This is a genomic window from Rhodococcus sp. ZPP (assembly GCF_017656075.1).
In the GTDB taxonomy this organism is placed as follows: domain Bacteria; phylum Actinomycetota; class Actinomycetes; order Mycobacteriales; family Mycobacteriaceae; genus Rhodococcus_F; species Rhodococcus_F oxybenzonivorans.
The window spans coordinates 4,674,404-4,691,623 of sequence record NZ_CP058638.1; the positions used below are offsets into that span (position 1 = coordinate 4,674,404).

General features: G+C 64.0%; 15 protein-coding genes and 1 pseudogene. 9 read left to right on the forward strand and 7 right to left on the reverse strand.

What is annotated here, in order from left to right; genetic code table 11:
• Nucleotides 1-8: 8 nt before the first annotated feature.
• Nucleotides 9-833, reverse strand: coding sequence for an oxygenase MpaB family protein (locus HYG77_RS21815; protein WP_109333023.1), 825 nt, complete (start codon nucleotides 831-833; stop codon nucleotides 9-11).
• 86 nt (nucleotides 834-919) lie between these two features.
• On the opposite strand from HYG77_RS21815, the gene HYG77_RS21820 reads away from it, so the two are divergent.
• Nucleotides 920-1,567 (forward strand): TetR/AcrR family transcriptional regulator, encoded by a 648-nt coding sequence (locus HYG77_RS21820; protein ID WP_208960592.1) that lies wholly within the window; start codon nucleotides 920-922, stop codon nucleotides 1,565-1,567.
• A 17-nt stretch (nucleotides 1,568-1,584) separates the two neighbouring features.
• Nucleotides 1,585-2,154: a dCTP deaminase gene (gene dcd / locus HYG77_RS21825; protein WP_109333019.1), complete on the forward strand. Its 570-nt coding sequence runs from the start codon at nucleotides 1,585-1,587 to the stop codon at nucleotides 2,152-2,154.
• A gap of 11 nt (nucleotides 2,155-2,165) precedes the next feature.
• Here the strand turns inward: dcd and HYG77_RS21830 are convergent, their stop codons facing one another.
• On the reverse strand, nucleotides 2,166-2,588 hold the full coding sequence (locus HYG77_RS21830; RefSeq protein ID WP_162603284.1) for a hypothetical protein: 423 nt from the start codon (nucleotides 2,586-2,588) through the stop codon (nucleotides 2,166-2,168).
• 579 nt (nucleotides 2,589-3,167) lie between these two features.
• Nucleotides 3,168-3,815, reverse strand: coding sequence for a TetR family transcriptional regulator (locus HYG77_RS21835; protein WP_208960593.1), 648 nt, complete (start codon nucleotides 3,813-3,815; stop codon nucleotides 3,168-3,170).
• A 226-nt stretch (nucleotides 3,816-4,041) separates the two neighbouring features.
• Between HYG77_RS21835 and HYG77_RS21840 the strand changes: the two genes are divergently transcribed.
• Together HYG77_RS21840 and HYG77_RS21845 are read left to right on the forward strand one after the other, a co-directional pair.
• Complete coding sequence (locus HYG77_RS21840) at nucleotides 4,042-4,791, forward strand: SDR family oxidoreductase (protein WP_244373029.1); 750 nt, start codon at nucleotides 4,042-4,044, stop codon at nucleotides 4,789-4,791.
• 364 nt (nucleotides 4,792-5,155) lie between these two features.
• Nucleotides 5,156-6,022: an enoyl-CoA hydratase/isomerase family protein gene (locus HYG77_RS21845; protein WP_208960595.1), complete on the forward strand. Its 867-nt coding sequence runs from the start codon at nucleotides 5,156-5,158 to the stop codon at nucleotides 6,020-6,022.
• Between the two features lie 58 nt (nucleotides 6,023-6,080).
• Here HYG77_RS21845 and HYG77_RS21850 read toward each other — a convergent pair.
• Nucleotides 6,081-6,452 (reverse strand): annotated as a pseudogene (locus HYG77_RS21850) (transposase); the annotation flags it as partial.
• Between the two features lie 134 nt (nucleotides 6,453-6,586).
• Between HYG77_RS21850 and HYG77_RS21855 the strand changes: the two are divergent.
• Nucleotides 6,587-7,480 (forward strand): LysR family transcriptional regulator, encoded by an 894-nt coding sequence (locus HYG77_RS21855; RefSeq protein ID WP_208960597.1) that lies wholly within the window; start codon nucleotides 6,587-6,589, stop codon nucleotides 7,478-7,480.
• Here HYG77_RS21855 and HYG77_RS21860 read toward each other — a convergent pair.
• Both HYG77_RS21860 and fabG read right to left on the reverse strand, forming a co-directional pair.
• On the reverse strand, nucleotides 7,420-8,289 hold the full coding sequence (locus HYG77_RS21860) for a LysR family transcriptional regulator (protein ID WP_208960598.1): 870 nt from the start codon (nucleotides 8,287-8,289) through the stop codon (nucleotides 7,420-7,422). The genes HYG77_RS21855 and HYG77_RS21860 overlap by 61 nt on opposite strands.
• Nucleotides 8,290-8,330: 41 nt before the next feature.
• The gene (gene fabG / locus HYG77_RS21865; protein WP_208960599.1) at nucleotides 8,331-9,074 is read right to left on the reverse strand and encodes a 3-oxoacyl-ACP reductase FabG; all 744 of its coding nucleotides are present in this window, start codon (nucleotides 9,072-9,074) and stop codon (nucleotides 8,331-8,333) included.
• Between the two features lie 352 nt (nucleotides 9,075-9,426).
• Between fabG and HYG77_RS21870 the strand changes: the two genes are divergently transcribed.
• The 3 genes from HYG77_RS21870 (at nucleotide 9,427) to HYG77_RS21885 (ending at nucleotide 12,916) form a co-directional block, all read left to right on the forward strand.
• Nucleotides 9,427-10,596, forward strand: a complete 1,170-nt coding sequence (locus tag HYG77_RS21870; protein WP_208960600.1) for an acyl-CoA dehydrogenase family protein — start codon at nucleotides 9,427-9,429, stop codon at nucleotides 10,594-10,596.
• A 55-nt stretch (nucleotides 10,597-10,651) separates the two neighbouring features.
• Nucleotides 10,652-11,848, forward strand: coding sequence for an acetyl-CoA C-acetyltransferase (locus HYG77_RS21875; RefSeq protein WP_208960601.1), 1,197 nt, complete (start codon nucleotides 10,652-10,654; stop codon nucleotides 11,846-11,848).
• Nucleotides 11,849-12,517: 669 nt separating this feature from the next.
• Nucleotides 12,518-12,916: a transposase gene (locus tag HYG77_RS21885; RefSeq protein ID WP_348273586.1), complete on the forward strand. Its 399-nt coding sequence runs from the start codon at nucleotides 12,518-12,520 to the stop codon at nucleotides 12,914-12,916.
• A 62-nt stretch (nucleotides 12,917-12,978) separates the two neighbouring features.
• On the opposite strand, the gene HYG77_RS21890 is transcribed toward HYG77_RS21885, so the two are convergent.
• Entirely contained in the window at nucleotides 12,979-14,166 is a 1,188-nt protein-coding gene (locus HYG77_RS21890) for an FAD-dependent oxidoreductase (RefSeq protein ID WP_208960604.1), read from the reverse strand.
• A 1,023-nt stretch (nucleotides 14,167-15,189) separates the two neighbouring features.
• Here HYG77_RS21890 and HYG77_RS21895 point away from each other — a divergent pair.
• The gene (locus HYG77_RS21895; RefSeq protein ID WP_208960605.1) at nucleotides 15,190-15,642 is read left to right on the forward strand and encodes a MaoC family dehydratase; all 453 of its coding nucleotides are present in this window, start codon (nucleotides 15,190-15,192) and stop codon (nucleotides 15,640-15,642) included.
• Nucleotides 15,643-17,220: the final 1,578 nt, after the last annotated feature.

Below are 17,220 nucleotides of genomic sequence, written 5' to 3' on the forward strand. Positions count from 1 at the left end.
GCCGATGCTCAGACGAGTGGCCGGCCGGACTTGATTCGCCACCGCAGGTCGCGCATGAGCAGGTTGTAGGGGAGTTCGCGCAGGGCGTTGGGCAGGCGACGGCTGACGGCGCCGATGGTCCGGAGAATGCGGTCGAATCGTCGCTGGTCCTTCTCGCTCCACGTCAGCTGCATTTCGTCGCGGAAGTGCTGGGGGAGGAAGCCTCTGGTGAAGAACAGGTTCATCGGGCCGAAGAGGCGCGAGATGATTGTGGGTAGAAATTCGAGCCGTGCGATGGAGAGGACGTGTTCGCGGATGGTGTCGTCGATCGACACGTTGGCCAGCGAACGGTTCCAGTACTCCTCGAAGGCGGCGCGGTCGGCCGGCCACATCTCCGGTGGGACTTGCAGGGTGGTGCCGAAAGTGGCGCCTTGCTTGTAGAAGAAAGCGGATGCCTCGGGGGAGAGGTCGCCGTGCAGGGCCCGGGTGACGTCCTCGAATCCGCGGTAGATGCAGGCGGCTACCCACAGCTGCAGTTCGGGATCGAAAGCGTTGTACTGGACCGGGCTGTCTGCGGTGGACCGCACTTTCGCGTGGGCACGGTCGACGCCTCGACGGAAGACGGCTTTCTCCTCGTCGGTGCCCTTTGCGGCGACCACGAGGTAGGTCAGCGTGGTGCGTGATCGTTTGAACGGATGCCGGAAGAGCTGCCCGCTCTCGACCCGACTCTCGTACACGCCGTACCCGACCCCGGGATGCGCCAACTGCATGATGATGTTGGCAGCGCCCGCCAGTAAGCCGGCACCGTCCATGACCTGGTCGAGACGGTCGGGTGCCTCGAGTGACGTCGACATAGTTGCTCCTGTTATCCATCCACGGGAAGTGATCTGAATACGACCGTACTCACATATATGTTCGTCGTCCAGAGTTCGGTGGAAAGATGGTCGCCATGGTTACGGCACCGTCAGGTTCGACAGGTGGTCGCATGTATGGCGGTCAGGAGGGCGATGCGCGCCGCGCTGAGCGTCGCGCGCAGCTGATCGAGGCCGGACTCGACCTACTGGGCAGCGACGACGGCGACCACACGCTGTCGGTGCGCGGAGTCTGTAAGCGGGCCGGACTGGCCACTCGCTACTTCTACGAAAGCTTCACCGACCGGGACGCGCTGATCGTCGCCGTCTACGACCATGTCGTGCAACGCATCGCCACCAGCACGTTGGAAGCTGTGTCGACGGCGGGGCCGGGCGAACGCGAGATCGTCGAAGCAGGCGTAAGCAACATCGTCCGTGCGGTCGCCGAAGATCCCCGGCACGGCCGCCTCATGTTCTCGGTGGCGCAGTCGAGTGAGGTCCTGGCGCAGCGACGGCTCGACAGTTCACGACTGTTCGCCGGCCTCGTGACCAAGCAGACCGTCGGGTTCTACGAGGTGGCGGAGAGTCCCCGCCTCGACCTTGCCGCGCATTTCATGGTCGGCGGCTTGGCGCAGACGCTGACGGCCTGGTTGAACGGCACCGTGACACTGCCCGAGGAAGACCTCGTGAACACCTGCACCGATCTGCTGCTCTCGATGGCAATCCACACCCGCTGACCCGTTAACCTCTACCTGTGCTTCTCTCCGACCGCGATCTCCGTGCCGAAGTTTCCGCTGGACGTCTGGGCATCGACCCGTTCGATCCCTCCATGGTTCAGCCTTCGAGCGTGGATGTGCGCCTCGACAGCTTGTTCCGGGTGTTCAACAACACCCGCTACACCCATATCGACCCAGCTCAGCGGCAGGACGAGCTGACAACGCTTGTCGAACCGGCCGAGGGAGAGCCCTTCGTTCTGCATCCCGGCGAGTTCGTTCTCGGCTCCACGCTCGAGGTGTGTTCGCTGCCCGACGACCTTGCCGGGCGACTCGAGGGCAAGTCGTCGCTCGGTCGCCTGGGTCTGCTCACGCATTCGACCGCCGGGTTCATCGATCCCGGGTTCAACGGCCACATCACCTTGGAGCTGTCCAATGTGGCGAACCTGCCCATCACGCTCTGGCCGGGAATGAAGATCGGGCAGCTGTGCCTTCTGCGGTTGTCGAGCGCGGCGGAGCACCCGTACGGCAGCTCGGCCGCGGGCTCCAAGTATCAGGGGCAGCGGGGCCCGACCCCGTCCAAGGCGTACCTGAACTTCGCGCAGGACTGAGCGCGCGGCCCTCACGCCCGCGCGTTCCATTCGGCGATCACCGAGTGCACTCCGATCGAGTCGATCGTCGATCGGAGTGACCCCTCGACGGCTGTCCGGCATTCGAGATACCGACGGCCGATGTCGGAGGCGCTCGGTGACTCGGCAACGCCGATCAAAATTTCCGGAAACATGGTGCGGCTGCCCTCGATGAGTAGGGCCTCCTCGTCGACTGCTCGCACGGTGACGGGCGCGCTGCCGGTCACGTTGCCGACGAGCAGCGCGAGGTAACTCGTATCGGTGTACTCGTCCCGGACGACGATCAATCGTGCGTCGTTGTCGCCCAGTCGTATCGACTGGTCGAGTATCCATGGAGCCGAGCATGTTTCACGGTAAGCGGCGCGGCCGGCCGGCCGCTCCGTGTTACTGGAGATTCGCTCAGGCAGAGTGTTCATGACCATCTCCTGCACCTCAGAAGTCCCTCTGCGGGGTCCTGAGTCCAGTCTGCCGAATGTACCCACTCGGATCATGGGTAGTGGACTACCTGTTCTCTGTGTATAGGTGCCAGACGAGGTCGTAATGAGACCGTACATTCGTTATGAATTGCAGCGGAGGGGCTGAGAACGAGGGCGTCGACAAACTTGAAGCCGTACATGATGGTCGTCCGCACCCGCGACGGCCTGTCCGTCAAATCCATCTCGAACTTCTCATCCGCAGCACTGGGCCGATCTGTCGCATCGAGCTCCCGTTCCCCATGGGATTGACTCCTCACGGGCACTGGATGGACTTTCGCAGCGTTCCGTCACCGCACATGCTTTCCGTCGAGCTGGAGAGCTGAACTCCCGGCATCGCTGGCGACGAGGCGGAGGGCAACATCGAAGACCTGCGAGCCGACGCCCGAGGGAGCGGAGGGCGCGAGCCACCCAGCGCCCTGCTAACGGAACACGTGGTGGTCCGTGGAGGCGGGTAGCTGGAAACCGGGGATCTCGTGGGCTGTCATCGGCCCGTGGGATCCCCGGCTTGTCATCGGGGGCTCAGTCGACCTCGTTATCGACCTCTTTGAGGAATCCTCCGTTGAGCATGCGCTTGGCGTTCTGGACCAAGGTGTCGACAGACTCTCCGCGTGGCTGCCACCATTCGGTGGACCAATTGAGCGAACCGAGGATGAGCATGCGTGCGAGCCGCTCGTCGACGCCGGGCCGAAGTTGCCCGGCCGTTCGCACGTCCCTGAACAGCTTCCTCCACAGCACCGCGTATTTCTGCTGCTCGGCGAGTTGCCGATCGCGCAGCTCGATGGGCATTTGGGCGGCATTGCGAATCGCGGCCATTGTGTAGTCGGACTCGGTCAGAATGAAGCGTAGGTGCTGCTCCAGTGCGATGTTCAGGCGTTCCGCGGGTGACACGCTGCTCGCAGCTTTGAGGGCCTTGCGCACATGGTCGTGCAGGTGTGCCATTCCCTGCCAGATGACCTCTTCGATCAGGTCCTCGCGCGATTCGAAGTAGTAGTAAATTGCTGGTGCTTGACACTCGGCGCGGTCGGCGATATCGCTCAGGCGAGTTCCGGAGAAACCTTTGCGGCACAAAATGTGCGCCGTGGCATCCAAGATCCGGGCTCGGGTCTTGGCGGACTTGGTCGTCGCTACGGGAGCGCTGCTGGCATTGTTCGTCGCGAGGCGTGGCACAAACCCGATTCTAACTGCCCTTCTACGGTCGTGACTGCGACACCCTGGTTTTGTTGACGATCCCGGTCACATGCACCTATTATTTTATCTGAATTAGATATTTCCGGGAATGTTGGTCCCTGTTCAGTCAGCCCGTTGCGTGCTGTGAAGTCGTGATGACGCGCGGTGTGTTTCCTGTGCCGGACGATCCTCGAGTTTGGAGTGAGAAGAGAAGATGGTGGAATCGATGAGCTGGACGGTTGTCGGGGGGGCGTCGGGCGGTTTGGGTCGGGCCATCGCTCGTAGCCTGGCGGAGGACGGTCATGACGTCGTCGTGGCGTATCGAGGCAATCGTGCGGGCGCCGACGAGACGGCGGAGCTCGTCCGTTCGAGTGGTCGAGGGGTCATGATCGAGCAGGTTGATCTCGCGATTCCCGACGAGGCTCGGGCCTTTGCGAGCCGAGTCGCGGATGCGGGCGCCGTGCGAGGTGTCGTCTACGCGGCGGGCCCGGTGATTCCGATGTCGTTCATCGCCAAGACTGAGCTCGAGACCTTCTCACGCGTGATCGACAACGACCTCAAGAGCTGCTTCAACTTGGTGCAGCCTTTCCTGCCGATGCTCCGTGCTTCGTCGGGTGCGGTGACCGCCATCGTCACACCGGTGATCGAGCGGTACAGCAAGATGGACCTGATGTCGTCGGCTCCCAAGGCGGGGGTTCAGGCATTGATCAGGGGCATCGCCGGCGAAGAGGGGCGATTCGGCGTTCGCGCGAATGCTGTCGGCGCCGGCGTCATCGAGGGGGAGGGCATGTTCGACAAGTTGGTGAAATCGGGGGTCTTCACGGAACAGGGCCTGGCCTTGGCGAAGTCGGAGACGACCCTGGGTCGGTTCGGGGACGTGACTGACGTCGCCGAGGCCGTCCGATTCCTCATGTCGGATCGTGCCGGCTGGATTACCGGCCAGACTCTCAACGTCGATGGAGGGTACGGAGTCTGATCGCGATTCGCCTCGTGAGCATCCTCTGGTTCGTGATGCGTTCGAGTGTCAACGGTAAATCCCCCGGCCGCGTCACGCCGGACTCGGCTGGCTCGTTGTCGGGGGTGCGAAGACCTGGCCCTCTGTTCGGGCAGCACCGCGCCGACCCGAAGTGAGCGGCCCAGGTCCTCCGACGGCGACCGTGCGGGCATCGCTGGTCCTGATCGGGCGTGTCGAAGATGTGGTTCGGATCATCGACCATGCGGTGGTGATCGCGTGGGGGGTTCGAACGAATGCTTCTGTTCGCCCAAAGTTTAATGTACAGTAAAATGTCTCGGGAGCTTCCCCGGTTCGCCGGAGCCCCCCGCGCGAGGAAAGGCTGGCTATGTCGGAGGAACTGCACGTGTCGGTGGATGAGCACGTCGCCGTGCTTACGGTCGATCGTCCGCTCGCCAATAACTCACTCGGAGGGTCTCTGTTGAGGGAACTCTTGGACGTCTCAGCCGAGCTCGAACGTGACGACAGCGTTCGTGTCATCGTCACGACCGCGAACGTCTCGGACGGCGCGACGGCGTGGAGCCCCGGCGTCGACTTTGCCCAGCTGGAGGGCAAGCTCGGTCCTGGCGCGGATGCGGATGTCATGTTTTACGGCGGAGTGATGCAGGGTGATCACGCCTCGCTCGGTGTCTCGGCTCAGGCTCGACGTTTCGACCCGTTGGGGCCGGGCCGATGGATCCTTCAGATGCTTGACAACTTTCGGAAGCCGACCATCGCGGCCATCAATGGGGCCGTGGCTGGCGGAGGTATCGGATGGGCTGGCCTGCACACCTACCGCATTGCGGGTGAGTCGGTGAAGTTCAAAGCTGCGTTCGGCACACTGGGATTCGGCCCCGACATGGGAGCGAGCTATTTCGTCACCAAGCTGATGGGACAATCGGCGGCGACGGACTTCTTGCTGCGGGACCAGCCGATGTCGGCGGAAGATGCGCACCGTGCAGGCTTCGTCAACCAGGTGGTTCCTGATGGTCAGGTGCTCGAGCACTCGCTGAAGGTTGCCAGGGATCTGGCGCAGCTGCCGCCACTCGGGTTGCGGGCGACGGTCCGTGCCTTGCGAGGTGCGGAGACGAATACCCTGGCCGAGCAGCTTGGCCTGGAGTGGGACAACCAGCGCATTACCTTTGCCACCGAGGACGCTGCCGCGGCCTTCGAGGCATTCACAACACGCACGAAGGGGACGTACGTCGGCCGTTGACCGGAGGTGATCTCGGTCGGGCGGGAGCCTGTTCACCGGTGGTGATCCAGGCGATCCGTCGGGCTGCCGAACGGGCGGAGTTGAATGCCGCCAACGCTTTCGGAGCGTCAGCGGCCAATGTGGCAATCAGTCTCGAGACGGTCGGATCGGACGTTACCCGGCCGAAGACTGCGGGTTCTTCCCGCAGCAGCGCGATCTCGGCCAGGCAGTCGCCGCCCAGGGCGAGTGCCGCCGTCAGATCGGTGATGATCTTCCCTGGATTGTGGGAGGTCGTCGGTTCATGCCACGGCTCGAGCGCACTCGACAACGCGGTAGTCAGACAGGATTCCTCGGCCGTGCGTAGCAACAACACCGCCCCGGCATGCGACACGACACCAGTTCCGGCGGAGTCAACGGACAGCGGCGGATACACGAAGTAGACATTGCCCACCAGAAAAGTGCTCCTTGAACGCAGTGAATATCGGCCCTCCGCAAGCCATATTCTCGCAGTTCAGAGCCCTTTCTTCGTGATCAACACGCGGTCCGGGCATCCCCGGCGTGAAAGCCCGAGGCTAGACTCGCGTGGTGGATATCCGGGACGCCGAGTACCTCGTCGCCGTGGCCGATCACGGCAGCATCACCGAGGCCGCGCGGGCGCTGTTCATCGCGCAGCCGTCGCTGTCGCAGGCGATCCGTATTCTCGAACGTGATCTGGGCGTCGAGTTGTTCGATCGTGGAGGACGGAAGCTGCGGATCACTCCGGCGGGCACGTCGTTCGCGGATGCGGCGCGGCGGGTCCTTGCCGATGTCGAGCGGGCGCGGGCGGTCGTGCAGGACGTCGCCGACGTGCAGTCCGGCATGTTGACTATTGCTGTTCTCAATTCTCTTGCTGCCGATCCACTCCCGCGTCTCGTCGGTCGGTTTCATCGACTGTTCCCAAGGGTGCTCCTGTCTACGGTGTCGGCGGACGTGCCCGATGGCGTGGGCCGCGCGGTCCGGTCGGGTGAGTGTGATCTCGGGCTGACCGAACTGCTCGTCGACGACCAGGGGCTCGGGTTCCGAGTGGTGGGGGAGCAGGAGATCGTGCTCGCGCTACACGCGGATCTGGCGATCGAACTACCCGATCCGGTGCCGGTGGACCTGCTCGCCGATATTCCGATGATCGTGGAGATCGGGTCGCGTCCACGACTGCCGGTGCACAACGTCGCAGTCGAGTGTGCGCATCGTCAGTCGATGTGGGAGTTGGTTGTCCAGGGTGCGGGGGCGACGCTGCTGCCGCGGCGCGTCGCCGAGCAGGAACTGCCGGGGGTCGTGGTTCGCTCGCTCGCGCCGCGGGAGGTGCGGACCATCGGTCTCGTCCATCGACCGGATCCGCTTCCTCCCGCCGCGGCGGCGTTCATCGCCGCGCTCGACGAGTTTCAGGGCGCGAGCGTGTCGAGGAATGCGCGTCCTGCCGGAGACAGCCGGGCCTCGTCGTAGATCACCCCGTAGGGGGCGGTGATCGGCGGGTCGAGGGGGCAGACTCGGGCGCCGCCGACTGCGGCCCGTTTCGCATTGGTGCGTTCGATGAACGACATTCCTATTCCTTGGACGACGAATGCGCCGACGGCTTCTCGCTGCTCGACGACGGCCGACATCACCGTCCGGCTCCCCGCCGCCTGCAACGCCTTCTCGATGACGGTGCGCGAAGACGATTCCTTGGGCAGCCCCACCACCGGGAGATTGGGGAGATCGTCGAGGGGGAACGGTTCCCGCCAGTCTATTTCGGCGTTCGGGGGAAGCACCAGCCAGTATTCGTGGAATCCGAGTGCCCGCGTTGTCAACCCTGCTGCGGCACAAGGGAAATGACTGAAGGCTATTTCGCAATGTCCGTCCCGGATCAGCGACCCGATGACCTCGGAAGGCCTCAGGTCGGCGAGCCGGACGACCACGCCGGGATACTGCTTGCGGAAGGATCCGATCAATTCCGTGACAGGGCCTTCGGCAACGTGCGCCGACGCGCAGATGTCGAGTCGCCCACGCGGCAGTCCCGAGACGTCGACGAACGAGCTCTCGGCGGCCACCAGGTCTCGCACAATCTGCCGGGCCGGACCGACGAACGCCTTCCCCGCCGCGCTGAGCACGAGACCGCGGCCCACGCGGTGGAACAATTCGGCACCGAGGTCACGTTCGAGGTTGCGCAGTCCCTTCGACAACGACGGCTTGGTGACGCCCAGGGCCTCGGCCGCGAGCGCAAAGCCGTCGTTGTCGACGGTGGCGAGGAAGTATTCGACGTGTCGCGACTCCACCCGTGCAGAGTACTGCCTCAATGCGACTGATCGGCTGGTTGTCAGATGTGGCGTCCGCCGGTGACTTCGAGGACGGTGCCGGTCATGTAGCTGGACAGATCGGAGGCCAGGAACAAGGCGACGTTGGCGATCTCTTCTGGTTCGGCGCCGCGTCCCATCGGAACCTCCTTCAGCTTCGCCTCGAGGATGTCGGCGCGCAGGGCGCGGATCATGTCGGTGTTCACCACGCCGGGCTGGATCGCGTTGACCCGGACTCCGAGGTGGGCGAGTTCTTTCGCGGCCGCCTTGGTCAGGCCGACCATCCCGGCCTTCGCGGCGCTGTAGTTGGTCTGCCCGACCAGGCCGACCTTGCCCGAGATCGACGAGATGTTGACGATCGACCCCTTGCCGGCCTCCCGCATCGCGATCGACGCGATCTGGGTGCCCAGCCACGCGCCCTGCAGGTGCACGTCGATGACCGCGCGGAAATCGGCCAGCGACATCTTTCGCAGCGTCGCGTCTCGGGTGATGCCTGCATTGTTGACCCACACGTCCATTCCGCCGAACGCGTCGAGCGCCGTCTTCCCGAGGTTCTGCATCTGATCCGGATCGGTCACGTCGCAGGCGACGGCGACAGCCTGGAAGCCGTCGGCCTCCAGCTTTCCGGCGGCAGCCTTGACGTTGTCGGCGTGCATGTCGCCGAGAACGACCGAGGCGCCCTCGCTCGCGAACTTGCGGGCCATCTCGAAACCGATGCCCTGAGCCGCGCCGGTGACGACGGCGACCCGCCCCTCGAGGAGTGTCATGTGTTTCCCCAAGTTCGTAGGTGTACGGGGTGGGTGCCCTCACCGGTGAGAAATAACTGTGCCTCTCGTATGAGGCGACCCAACTCGGAGTAGCCGCACCACCGTGGATCCGGAAGCTGTCCGGGAATATCTCGTCTCTCTAGATGAAAAGTTTCGTTCGCGAATCGTCTGAGACGAGTATTTCGCCCGGAGCTTGCTACTTATTCAAGCGCTCTTATCCGCTGCGGTCAAAGACCCTCGAGGAAACCGAGAGTTAACCCCTTCCTATGTGTCGGAAGGCCCTCTGTGCAGCACGTTTCCGCGCACGGCCCGTACTTGACACCAGGGCCGGGCTTGCTGGATATTCACCGTCATGGCTGAACGCGAAGTGAGTGATGAAGACTTCAAGGACATTCTCGCGCAGACGAGAACATTCATTCAGAAGGAAGTAATTCCGAGGGAAAGTGAAATCGCGGAAAAGGATGTGATCCCGGACGACGTTCGCCGTAAGGCGGCGGAGATGGGTCTGTTCGGGTACGCCATTCCGCAGCAGTGGGGCGGCCTCGGGCTCGACCTCACGCAGGACGTGGAACTGGCGATGGAGTTCGGGTACACGAGCCTGGCATTGCGGTCGATGTTCGGTACCAACAATGGGATCGCCGGTCAGGTGCTGGTGAACTTCGGTACCGACGAGCAGAAGTCGGAATGGCTCGAGCGGATCGCGTCGGGTGAGGTGGTCGCGTCGTTCGCGCTGACCGAAGCGGAGGCAGGGTCGAACCCGGCGGGCCTGACCACCCGCGCGACCCTGAAAGACGGCACGTGGACGATCAACGGCACCAAGCGGTTCATCACCAACGCACCGTTGGCCGATCTGTTCGTCGTGTTTGCCCGCACCCGTCCCGCCGACGAGACCGGCACCGGGATCGCGGTGTTCCTCGTTCCGGCCGACACGGCCGGTGTCGTGGTCGGTCCGAAAGACAAGAAGATGGGCCAGGAGGGTGCCTGGACCGCAGAGGTTGCGTTCGACGACGTCACCGTCCCCGAATCTGCCCTGGTCGGCGGCAGTGAAGAGGCCGGCTACCGGGCCGCTATGACCTCCCTTGCCCGGGGTCGGGTGCACATCGCGGCCCTCGCCGTCGGCAGTGCACAGCGCGCGCTCGATGAGTCCGTGTCGTTCGCGGCGGTCACGAAGCAGGGTGGCACTCCGATCGGCGACTTCCAGCTGGTGCAGGCCATGCTCGCTGACCAGCAGGTGGGTGTGTCCGCGGGCCGCGCGCTGGTGCGGGAGGCGGCACAGAAGTACGTCAGCGGTGAGGACCGTCGCATCGCCCCGTCCGTGGCGAAGTTGTACTGCACGGAAATGGCCGGCAAGGTCGCCGACCTCGCGGTGCAGGTCCATGGTGGTAGCGGATACATGAGAGGTGTTGCGGTCGAACGCATCTATCGCGACATCCGCTTGCTTCGCCTCTACGAGGGCACGAGCGAGATCCAGCGTCTGATCATCGGCGGCGGCCTCGTCCGCGAAGCCAAGAAAGCACTCTGAACCCGTACACAAGTGATCGGTGGGGCCCTGGTTCCCTGAGACAAGGAAAAGTCACATGCGAAGAGCAGCACTGGTCGCCCCGGTCCGCACCGCGGTCGGCCGTTTCGGCGGCGCACTGCGCGGCGTCCCGGCAGAGACGTTGGCCGCCACCGTGATCAAGGAGACCGTGGCGCGGTCCGGGATCGACCCGATCCTCATCGAGGACGTCGTGATGGGGCAGTCGTACGCCAACTCCGAGGCCCCGTGCATCGGCCGGTGGGCCGCCCTCGAGGCGGGACTGCCGATCTCCGTCGCCGGATTGCAGACCGACCGCCGGTGCGGCACGGGCCTGCAGGCCCTGGTGACCGCGTCGATGATGGTGCAGACCGGCGCCGCCGACGTGGTGCTCGCCGGTGGCGTCGAGTCGATGAGCAATATCGAGCACTACACCACCGGTGCCCGCTGGGGGACCCGCACCGGATCGCTGAACCTGTACGACCGCCTCGACCGCGGCCGGGAACGCTCCCAGCCGGAATGGCGGTTCGGGAAGATCAGCGGGATGATCGAGACCGCCGAGAACGTCGCGACACGGTGTGGGATCGGCCGTGAGGAGTCGGACGCGTTCGCCGCCGAAAGCCACGCCAAGGCCCACACTGCTTGGGAGGCAGGAAAGTTCGACGACGAGGTGATCGAGGTGAAGATCACCGACCGGAAGGGCAATGTCTCCGTCGTCTCCAGGGACGAGGGTATCCGTCCGGAGACCACGCCCGAGACCCTGGCGCGGTTGCGCAGTGCGCTCCCGGACGGTGTTGTTACCGCGGGCAACGCGAGCCAGCAGAACGATGCGGCGTCGTCGATGCTCGTTGTGGCCGAGGATCAACTCGACGAACTCGGGCTCGAGCCGATGGGTTTCCTCACCGGGTGGTCTGCCGCCGGGTGCGAACCGGGACTGATGGGCCTCGGTCCGGTCGCGGCCACGTCGAAGCTGTTCCGCAGGACCGGCGCGAGCTTCGACGACTTCACGCTGATCGAGCTGAACGAGGCATTCGCGTGCCAGGTGCTCGGCGTTCTGAAGGAATGGGGATTCGAGGACCGCGACCGCCTCAACGTCAACGGGTCCGGGATCTCGCTCGGACACCCGATCGGTGCCACCGGTGCGCGAATGACGACCACCGCCCTGCATGAACTGCGGCGACGCGGCGGCGGCAAGGCGCTTCTCACGATGTGCATCGGAGGCGGGCAAGGAATGGCCGCCATCATCGAAGGCGCCTAGACCGCTGCACGAACTCAACCGAACAACTCCGGTGCTTTGGCTCAGCGATCAACCCACGTTACGACGTTCGTTAGTTGCGCACCTCAGGTGCGATAGCTGTTCGCGGGGTGGTCGTCGTTGGCGTAACCGAACGAGATCCCGAGCAGCCGATCGTCCGGAATCGTGAATTATTCACGCAGGAACTGCGATTGTCCTGCTAGCCGCTTGCGGAATGGTTGCGATACCCAGGTCTCTGAGTATGTGTGTGGAAAGCTGTGCGATTTCAGCCCCGAAGCGGATCGGTGACTCATGATGGGGCATGGGTTCTCGTAAGGAGCATCGCAAGCCGAAGCCGTATCCGTCCGATCTGACCGATGCGCAGTGGGAGTTGATCGCACCGATGGTTCCGGTACCTTCGGCTGGTCGCCCGCCCATTCACTCGCGCCGCCGGATCGTGGATGCGATCTTGTATGTCAACCGCACCGGCTGTTCCTGGCGCCAGTTGCCGCATGATTTTCCGAAGTGGGAGACGGTGTACTGATACTTCAAGGTATGGAACGAGTCTGGGGTGACCGAAACGCTCAGGCGGTCAAGGGTGCCGACACCGTCGAAACGGACACGCGCGGTTGGGACGGCGCGAAACGAGTCAATCGGGCGCAAAAGGGCACTCGGTGACCGACACGCTCGGGCCTGCTGGTGGTGTTGGTGGCAGTGGGGAGTGTGCAGGACCGTGACGGCGGACGCCGGGTACTGGCGCAGGCGAAGACGGCGATGCCGTCGTTGGTCGTGGAGTGGGCCGACGGCGGCTACGCCGGGAAGCTGGTCGCCTGGGTCGACACGCACTGCCGCATCGCACTGGATATCGTTTGGAAACCCAAAGGGCAGAGTGGGTTTGCCGTCCTACCGCACCGCTGGGTGATCGAACGGACGCTGTCGTGGCTGGTGCGCTGTCGCCGCCTCGACCACGACTATGAGCGCCTGCTTGCACACTCGGAGGCGTTCATCAAGTGGGCCATGATCGGGCTCATGACACGACGACTCGCACCGGCACCGGGACTCCGACCATGGCAATCGACCCCCGAATCGTGACCATCTCCAAACACTCACTTATACCCCTGCGCCGCCGCCCTCGAAGGTGGGGAGAACCCCGATCAGCAGGTACCTGACGCGGCCTCGAGCACCTCGCCGATCGGAGTTCCCGCCGCGATCTTGGCCCGCATCTTCATGACGCCTCCTGCCATGCCGGCGCCGACGACACCGGCGAAGATGCCGTCCCGCTCGTAGTAGGCGAGGAACTTGCGGCCGTCGTCCTTGATCACGTGCACCTCGTCGGTGGCTGCCACCGTGCCCAGTGCCTGGATCTTGATGTCGTATTGGTCGCTCCAGAAGTAGGGCACCTGTGCGGCCGCGTTCTCGTCGCCGGTCCCGGTCAACGCCCCGGCGAGGATCTTGGCCTGCTCACCGGCGTTGCTCCAGTGTTCGACGCGTTTGCGCTCGCCCACCTTCAGTTGCCACGCGGCCACGTCGCCGACCGCCCACACGTGCGGGACCGCCGTACGTCCCACGCCATCGCACACCACACCGTTGTCCAGTTCGACGCCCGAGCCGTCGAGCCACGCGGTGACGGGCATCGAGCCGACACCGATCGCCACGACGTCGACGTCCACCTCGCTTCCGTCGCCGAGGACCGCTCCGGTGACGCGGTCGGTGCCCACCAGCGAGGTGAGCCCGACACCGGCACGCAGGTCGACCCCCTCGCCGGTGTGCAGCCGGGCGACGAGTCCGCCGATCTTCTCGCCGAGCACGGACGCAAGCGGCGTCGGCTGCGGCTCCACCAGCACGACGTCGAGGCCACCGGCGCGCATGCTCGCGGCCAGCTCGCAGCCGATGAAGCCCGCCCCGACGATCAGCGCTCGCTTGCCCTCGGCGAGGTCCGCGCGCAACGCCAGACTCTCGTCGATGGAACGGAGGACGTGGACGCCCGCGAGGTCCGGCAGGCCCGGGATCCGCCGCGGCACGAGGCCAGTGGCGATCACCAGTTCGTCGTAGCCGAGTTCGGTGCCGTCGGCGAGTCTCAGGATGCGGTATCCGGTGTCCAACGAGACCGCCTCGACCCCCAGGCGTAATTCGATGTTCTTCTCGTCGAAGAACTCACGCGGCTTGAGAGTGGTGTCGCTCTTCTCCCCGCGCATCACTTCCTTCGACAACGGCGGGCGGTCGTAGGGAAGGTGCAGTTCACCTCCGAGAAGAACCAGGTCACCCTCGTATCCGGCTCGCCGGAGCTCCTCCGCGGAGCGCAGACCGGCCAGGCCCGCCCCGACAATCACAATTCTCTGCACTGTCCCGTACCAGCCCAATCTGCCCGTGCGACGGGCATGATCACCATCGCGTGTGTACACAAGTCATATCCAACGGGGTGCTGCGAGGTCCATGCGGTCGCGGTGAATACGTATCAGCGGTACTGAAATTCCGGGGTTGCGCCCATCACGATAGATATTACTATTGCTGCCAAGCTGTCGGCGGCCAGGAGGTGGACTGCTGCTCGCCGATCGTGTCGTCTACGTTGTCAATTCCCGCAAGAAATCCGGTGTCCACCTTCAAGGGTAACCATATTGTTGAAGTCTCCCCACAGCGCGGACCATCAGTGAGGACACCGCGATTCCGTTGCCCGAGAGGGCGTCAGGCCGCCATAGTATGCGTCGGCGGCCTTGACGTTCCTTGTTTCACCGCGACGTACATATCATCAGCGGACAGTTCCAATGCCACCCGAGTGTAGTCCAATTGTCGACGAACAGATCCCCTACGGTTCCGGCAAGACACAATCGCCACATCGGGCTGGTGTCACTCGCACGACGCGACGTTGATGCATCGTCTCAAATCGCGTCTCGCAAGCTACGCCTCCAAACGGTGGGCTGGTGAAGCCCGCGGTCTAAGGCGATTCGACGCCCCTGGCCGCAACCCGTCGATCCAGATCGATGCAGGTCGTGGCGTGGTTGACCCGGGTAGCCGAGCGAGCGCCGGGCAGTTCAGGCCGCCACAAAAGCGTGCCGACCGAGGGTGAGACGCGCACGCTGCCTGCCGGGCCGGACCACCGATGGGCGATCTGCAGCTTAGGTACTCGTCCTTGACGTCGAGTCGGAGACGGCCTATCTTTTTATTCATCATTAAATAATGAGATGCTTTTCAGTTGATCAGCGTCGGGTATTCGCTTTGTGCTCGCGGTAGCGTCTGACGGTCTTTCCATGAGGCGGACAGTAGTGTTCGGGCGGTCAACTGCGGGCCATCCCGGCTCGTCGCTGCCCGACCACAGTTGAACTAGCTGCCATAACCGCTCCATAACCAGGCAGACACAAGGAGAGTCAATGCGCGTATTCCGGAAAATAGACGAGGTCGAGGCCGCCGTCGGCGATCACCTCGGCCACAGCGACTGGCTTGAGATCACGCAGGACCGCGTGAATGCGTTCGCCGACGCCACCGATGATCACCAGTGGATCCATGTCGACCCCGAGCGGGCGGCGCAGGGTCCGTTCGGTGGCCCGATCGCGCACGGCTACCTCACGCTTTCGCTGTTACCGAGGCTCAGTGCCGACCTGATGCGCGTCGATGGCGTGAAACTTGTCATCAACTACGGGCTGAACAAGTTGCGCTTCCCGCAGCCAGTGAGGGTGGGGGCATCGATCCGGGTAGGCGGCGAGATCGCGTCGTTCGAGCACACCAGGCAGGGCTCGCGGGTGGTCGTGAAGTACACCATCGAGATCAAGGATGAGGACAAGCCTGCGTGTGTTGCAGAGTCTGTTCGCGTCCTAGTGCCCTGAGGGGCAGAGCATCCGCAAGGGAGCACTGGTCAGCCAGGCACCCCGATCGGCCGCTTTGGCGGCGGATGACGAGACGTGCCAGCCGAGTCCCTGGCAGCCGCGGTGATCAGAAGAGAACCGCCGAGTTGATGTATGCCACGGGTCAGCGGCCTCGGCGTCGATCTTCCGATTCCATCGCAACCCGAGCGGTTGTGTATGAGCGCGCCGAGAGGTTACCTCTGCCGTCGTCACCGGGTCATGCATATCCGTGTTACTGGAAAGGGCATCACGTCCCCTTCCTCCCGAGGCGGAGCCTTCAGGCAGGCCCCTATCGGGTATCGCCGCGGAAGGAGAATAGTGCGGACGCGAGCGAACCCGAAACCGCGCCTTATTGTCCCTGGGGTAGGGAAGGCCGCAAGAGGTAGAGGCCTAGCGTTGAGATTCTGGTCGACGGTCTCGGACAACGAACACGAGACAGATCCGAGATGAACTGCATCGGAATCCGCGGCCCGGTGACCGAGACCAAGCTGGCGGAGAAGCCTGCCGCCTGTGTGGCCAGATCTAGACGACCAAACGCGATCACGATCCGCCATCGCGAGCACGCGATGTGGACGAGTCGATCGCACTCGATGCCTCTGCACCGCAGAGCGGCTGCAGCAGGCAGTCGACGCTTCTGCTCCCGAGCGATTCGGGCCGCGCGAACGACACCCCCCGCAACTCCGCTAGTGCCCTACCCGGAAACCTTTGCCTGTTCGGGTCGGCATGCCGCCCGGTTGCGGTATAGCGGGCACGGCACCCGTCAATTTGGTCGGGTGACAGAGTACGAGTGCACTCGCTCGACGATAACGAGGGGCAATCGACTGGCGCAGACAATCTGTCGCGGCCCCCGGTCGGTATGACCTGGCAGCGCAGCCAGATGCCCTACTGCCCATGCAGGGCAGGCCGGTTCCGAAGATCGCCAAGTCCACTTCCACCGAGCACGATCTGCCGTGTCGACCTGCAGCCTGACCAAGCTCGCCGAGTTCTTGGTCGCCGAGGTGGTCTGTCTCGACGAGTTCGAGCTGCTGAATCTGCAATCTGCAGCTGCATCCGGTCCGGCAGCGGGCCGAACGCGGCGGCAAGCACGCTGCACTCGGGCGGGAGTCGCGCGCTACCTACACCCGACTACATGAGGTGCGGCAGCTGTTCGCCGCGTAACGGCTTGGGCGAGGACAAGTGTAGTTTTGCTCGATCGACAGCCGAACGTCCGTCGGATACAGGCTGCGCAGGTACCGGAAGAACGAGAGACTTCGAGCGGTTTCTCGGCGGCTTGAGGTGCCCGTCGAGGGTGAAGGTCCGCAGTACCGGGAACTGCGCCTCGATCGGCATCGGTCACAAGGAGCAGAGCAGCATGATTCGCCGCTACATCATCTGGCGGAACGAGGATGCGGCAGAGGAGAACCATGCGAGATCGCGAACAAGGAAGCACTGTCTGCGGCGGCCCTAGCCGCTCCCTTCTGTCCACTTCATGCAGCTTTCCGAGGGCTACATGGCGGGCCGAGGTGAGAACGATCCTCCTGCCGTGTTCGCGCGGTTCGATGGCCCCGGGTTCGCGGCCAC

What these genes read in the sequence shown, in the direction of transcription:
- HYG77_RS21845 (WP_208960595.1), top strand. Translation starts at nt 5,156, where the DNA reads ATGTCGGAGGAACTGCACGTGTCGGTGGATGAGCACGTCGCCGTGCTT.
- HYG77_RS21830 (WP_162603284.1), bottom strand. Translation starts at nt 2,588, where the DNA reads ATGAACACTCTGCCTGAGCGAATCTCCAGTAACACGGAGCGGCCGGCC.
- HYG77_RS21895 (WP_208960605.1), top strand. Translation starts at nt 15,190, where the DNA reads ATGCGCGTATTCCGGAAAATAGACGAGGTCGAGGCCGCCGTCGGCGAT.
- HYG77_RS21875 (WP_208960601.1), top strand. Translation starts at nt 10,652, where the DNA reads ATGCGAAGAGCAGCACTGGTCGCCCCGGTCCGCACCGCGGTCGGCCGT.
- HYG77_RS21820 (WP_208960592.1), top strand. Translation starts at nt 920, where the DNA reads ATGGTCGCCATGGTTACGGCACCGTCAGGTTCGACAGGTGGTCGCATG.
- HYG77_RS21870 (WP_208960600.1), top strand. Translation starts at nt 9,427, where the DNA reads ATGGCTGAACGCGAAGTGAGTGATGAAGACTTCAAGGACATTCTCGCG.
- fabG (WP_208960599.1), bottom strand. Translation starts at nt 9,074, where the DNA reads ATGACACTCCTCGAGGGGCGGGTCGCCGTCGTCACCGGCGCGGCTCAG.
- HYG77_RS21815 (WP_109333023.1), bottom strand. Translation starts at nt 833, where the DNA reads ATGTCGACGTCACTCGAGGCACCCGACCGTCTCGACCAGGTCATGGAC.
- HYG77_RS21840 (WP_244373029.1), top strand. Translation starts at nt 4,042, where the DNA reads ATGAGCTGGACGGTTGTCGGGGGGGCGTCGGGCGGTTTGGGTCGGGCC.